The 4,681-nt window shown below is 57.0% G+C and carries 3 protein-coding genes and 1 pseudogene; 3 read left to right on the top strand and 1 reads right to left on the bottom strand.

All coding sequences use genetic code 11. From position 1 onward, the window contains the following. Window positions 1-125: 125 nt before the first annotated feature. The 3 genes and pseudogenes from WCB02_RS39845 (at window position 126) to WCB02_RS39835 (ending at window position 3,425) form a co-directional block, all read left to right on the top strand. Complete coding sequence (locus WCB02_RS39845) at window positions 126-443, top strand: PEP-CTERM sorting domain-containing protein (protein WP_423967974.1); 318 nt, start codon at window positions 126-128, stop codon at window positions 441-443. Between the two features lie 1,360 nt (window positions 444-1,803). After that, window positions 1,804-2,031 (top strand): annotated as a pseudogene (locus WCB02_RS39840) (hypothetical protein); the annotation flags it as partial. A gap of 716 nt (window positions 2,032-2,747) precedes the next feature. Beyond that, the gene (locus WCB02_RS39835) at window positions 2,748-3,425 is read left to right on the top strand and encodes a hypothetical protein (protein ID WP_423967972.1); all 678 of its coding nucleotides are present in this window, start codon (window positions 2,748-2,750) and stop codon (window positions 3,423-3,425) included. A 684-nt stretch (window positions 3,426-4,109) separates the two neighbouring features. On the opposite strand, the gene WCB02_RS39830 is transcribed toward WCB02_RS39835, so the two are convergent. Continuing rightward, complete coding sequence (locus tag WCB02_RS39830) at window positions 4,110-4,346, bottom strand: helix-turn-helix domain-containing protein (RefSeq protein ID WP_423967976.1); 237 nt, start codon at window positions 4,344-4,346, stop codon at window positions 4,110-4,112. Between the last annotated feature and the right edge of the window lie 335 nt (window positions 4,347-4,681).

Here is a 4,681-nt window from a genome sequence, read left to right as displayed (position 1 = left end):
TTCCTGGATATCAACATACAGGCAATCGGTAGCCGCGATCCAACGATATGCGCTTCTTGTTACAGCAGCTACACTGACAATTTCACCGTCAATCTATTCAACCAAACAGGACGTTGCTCGAATCGATGACGGAAACCAACTACCTGTATTATAGCCTGTACAGCAGCTCACACGGCATCGGCGCTGGTCCCATCGGCGTCACAGTTCCTGCAACTGCAACAACTCTCGAAATCGTGAGTCAGCTTTTCATTGCCGGGCTGCTTGGCCCCCACGGCTTTCCGCTGAGCTTCGGAGACTTGAGTATCGGCAGTGACGGATCGATTGCGGCCGCGACACCAATTCCATCGACCCTGTCACTCTTCGCTACAGGTTTGGCAGCGCTCGGCCTTTTCGGCTGGCGGAGAAAGCGGAATGCCGCCTTCCGTGCGGCTTGCGTAACATAGCCGCGATCGCGAGAAGGTGCCGTGAGAAGACGCGCCAGCGGCCCAATATTTCCTCCGGCAGCGCAACCATTGGTGAATTGGGGGGCAGCTAAAGGTTAGGCTTCCCAGTCGCTCTGATGAGAGTCGCGCAAGGCCACGCTGATCGTCTCGGCTCGGTTCGGCGACCAATTTAACGACGCTCATTTTAGAACGTTCTGGCTTCACGCGACTGTCAGCCCCCCTGCGCCTTGTAGCCAATTTTCGTGGATTCGCCCTTGTCAACGCCTTCTGGTCGGGCTTGAATGCGATTTTACCAAGCGTCATCGGCACAAATGACGCCTGGGTGGCTTGCTTTATGACTTGCCTGCTTGCTGAACGGTGCCGGCCCGCGATTGATTGGGACGGCCGATGGAGGACGGCCCGAGCACGGAGTCTCGGTGACTGCCTACCCCTCGGTCTATGGAGTTCACTAAAGATGTTTGGTGTCGCTGTCGGACGCGTCCGGAATAGGAACGAGCTCAAGGTATTTGCAGGATCATCACAGGGTGGTTGAAGCGGCTATACAACACCACGCTTTGGCCCTTAGCGGTGTAGCGTACGCCCGCCCACCTCATTGTTGCGCCGCCTATCCGAAGTGGTACCTTGTTGGTGTTTTGGTCGAGGATTGCTCCCTATGAAAGTCGCTTTATTCTCCGCCGTCGCTCTACTCGCGATCGCATTTTCCTCTCAAGCAACATACGCCGGCGGAGGGTTTTTCGGATCATTTCCCTTCTATTCCGGCGATTACCCCTACTATGAGGGTGACTATCCGCCGGCTCCACTCTACGCGCCTTTCGGGTACTACGGATGCCGGGCCGGCTGCTGTCGACAAGCGGTGTGGCGCAACCGACACTGGCGAAACCTGACAACATGTTATCGAGGTGACGCCCACCGGGCCACGGAATAATGCCTGCGAGGGTGACGGGAGCCGGATCATTTCGGGCAGTCTTTTCGAAGCGGGTGGCAACGCGGTCAAAGCCGTTTGTGCCTGCAGGATATCATTTTGCCAGATCGCGCTCGGCGCGGAGGTGCTTGTCGAGCGGCTGCCTGAGAGATCGCGACGGTTATTGGGTCCACTTCACTTCCTCATGGGTCGGCTCAAATTCCCGACTCGTAGCCTGACAACCACATCCCGAAAAGCCGGACAAAACGACGCCAGCTGACCAACGAACCGACCCATTCATTGAGCGCTTGCCGATCTTAGCCGCCAAATCGGGCTGCTCCTCATAAACCGCCCGAGGCACGACTCGGTCGCCCCTCACTGATTCCATGACGGTTGGAGCGCGCTCTTGGTGTTATCGATATCGGCTCCGACAAACACACGACGACGATGATGTCGGGAATGGTTGACTATTACCCGCTGATCGCCAAGGCCATCGCTGGCCTCGAGTTCGATGCGCCCGGCGAAAGCAGGCTGACTATTTATGAGCGTGCGAGGGTTGCGTTAGCAGCCGAGCTTCGCAGAATAAATCCACCGCTTACCGAAGCCGAAATTGCCCGCGAGCGACAGGCGCTGGAGAAAGCCGTGAGGACTGCCGAGGCAGAAGCCACACAGCGCGCCCGTGAGGCTCGCTCGCGTAACGAAATAAGCGTCGGAGCTACGTCGATGATTATAACTGGCAGCGCAACCGGGAGATTGGTCCGGACTTGGAGTTTGAGGATCATGTTCTCGCCGCCTTCCAACAGGCGCGGTCCGGGTTGACCATGGGACGGCATGCGGACAATGCTGCGCCGCGCCGCTGGACTCAATCCGCCCGTGCAACACCGAGCCCGGTGCATACCGGGAGTGCCAATCGGCAGTTTGGTCATACCCGAGCACGCCGCTTGTATCGTTCGCGGGCGGTGTCCGCCTTCTCTTAAGCTGAGGATCATTGGCATCACCGACTGGGCATGGCGTCGCAATTGAACCGCTCCGCCGACGCCTGTCGATGCTGGCGCTGTCGTGCCTCCCTTCGCGGCCTTTAGGTGTGCGGTGGCCTCCGCTCGAGCGCGGGCTCGGCAAAGGAGTTGAGGCCGGCCGCATGCGGACGCCGTCGGACGATAAGGTCGCGCAGCTGACCATCGCATGCGGGGCGCATGCGTCCATATCCGGTAGTCGCCGACCAGTCAGGTCGCGCACAATCACGGGAGCCAGCGCCGACAAATGGGCTCGCCGATCGCGCGGCCCAGTTGGCCGGTTTTTGAACGCCAATCTCCGTTTCCAGCAGAAACCGTCTGTGATAGTATTGGTGCGCGAGATGCGGACGATTGCGAAACGGACCACATCCAAAATGGCAAGATAACCCGATGGCCCAGCAACAGAGACTTTCTCCGAACCTTATGGGCTCGGCCCGACCGGTTGCCACCGTATGGATTGGCTCGGCCTTCTGCGTAGCTCTCGGTCTCGCCGCGCTGGTGCTTGTGGCACTGGGACCGGAGGAACGAGGCACCATCGCGGCACTGCAGGTGAGCGCACGGTTCTCGTTCTTGTTGTTTTGGCTAACCTATTCTGCCGGTGCGATGACGACGTTGTTCGGACCAGTTTTCGAGCCTCTCAAGAGGCGCGGGCGTGAATTGGGTCTTGCATTTGCTTCAGCGCACCTCGTTCACATCGCGCTTGTTGTCTGGCTCACCCACATAGGACATGCTCCGTCTCGTGGTGTGTTTGTCTTTTTTGGCATCGCCGTCCTGTGGACCTACCTTCTTGCGCTGTTCTCGATCCCTCGTCTGCAACGCGAGCTGGGCGCCAAGGGCTGGTGGTTTTTGCGCGTGGTCGGCCTCAACTATATTGCCTACGCTTTTGCGAAGGATTTTTTGCAACATCCGCAATTCGACAGTTTCAGATACTTGGCAGGATACCTGCCTTTTGCTGTTCTTTCAGTTGTCGGGCCACTATTGCGTTTTATCGCGTTCGCGTCATATGCCATAGGCTTGCACAGGCCCCCGTCGACGCCGGCGCCCAGACCATTGTCGCACACGAATTGACCGTACGGCAGCGGCCAGGGCCGGTTGGTGGCGCTGATGAGGCCATTGAGGGTAATCTTGGCCGCAAGCCAGAGCAGGCGTCAGCGGACTCGGGCTACACATATCTGGACCGGCGCCAGGGATGGAACAAAAACGCAGCCGGAGTATCCACCTCACTTGTTAGTGAGATATACGCCTAAAAATAGGCAATATAATCAATTGAACATGCTATTGCTGGCGCTTCCTAGGGAAGCGACGGAAGCCAGTAAAATCATTGGACTAGGAAATCGTTTGAGAAAAAATGGCTTCATTGTTTTGCAAGGCTTTTCAACGGAGCCACCGAAATGGAGCCGAGCGCACCTGAGCCCTCAAGGGACACTAAAAGGTATGCCCCCGCTCCGGGAGGCACTGTTCTCGTACAACGGTCAGCATCGCTCGTTCGGAGGCTTCATAGGTCGCCAAGGGCCTCTCACGCGCAATCATGCATGCTGAATCGGCCCCGCAATCCGATTGACTTTGCCCGCGCGGCCGATCGCCTGCAATGTCCGTCGTTGAAGGAAAATCAGAAGACATGTGCTCGCGATGAGCTTTCGCGTTTGGGAAGAACTGAGTGCGAGCATATTTTTTCCGGGGTACCCGCCGATGGCGGACATTGACGTCAGGCACTTAGAAAACATCGTACCCTTCGACTCTCTCAGAAGTTGGTCAGGATTTCGGGCTCTTGAGCCTTACCCCTTCGCCTTTTTGGTCAGCATCAAGGAACTCTATGCCCGCCTTGACTAATGCTTTTTGAACCGCCTGCACCGTACTGATCCGAGAATCCACAATTCCATTTTCGAGTCTCGCGACGGCGTTTAGCGACACAATTGCCTTATCCGCGAGTTGCTGTTGGGACCAGCCCAGCAATGCTCTGGCAGCCCGTATTTGTCGAGAGGTGATCATGTTGACCACCTTCGATACCTCTAGCAAAAGCGCCACTATAAGGGTATAAATAACCCTCTTAAGGGTATTATCTACCCCTAGCTGAAAGAACTCCGTGTTGACGGCGTCGAAAAGCCGGGTCGACCTATCCACCACAGTCCCTGTGCACCCACGCAGTTCAAGAGGATGCTGCCAGAAATGAACACCCCTTCACTCCAATCGCCTGACGTGTCTCAGACCAAATTGCCGTCCGGCTCTGACGGCTTCAACAGCAATCAAACCAGAATGGATTCTCGATCCGCAATTCCGGACCCCGAGGATTTGCAAGTGGAGCGAACGGATGATGACTCAGATCT

Source organism: Bradyrhizobium sp. (genome assembly GCF_049581145.1).
GTDB lineage: Bacteria > Pseudomonadota > Alphaproteobacteria > Rhizobiales > Xanthobacteraceae > Bradyrhizobium.
This window is presented reverse-complemented; position numbering and strand designations above follow the sequence as displayed.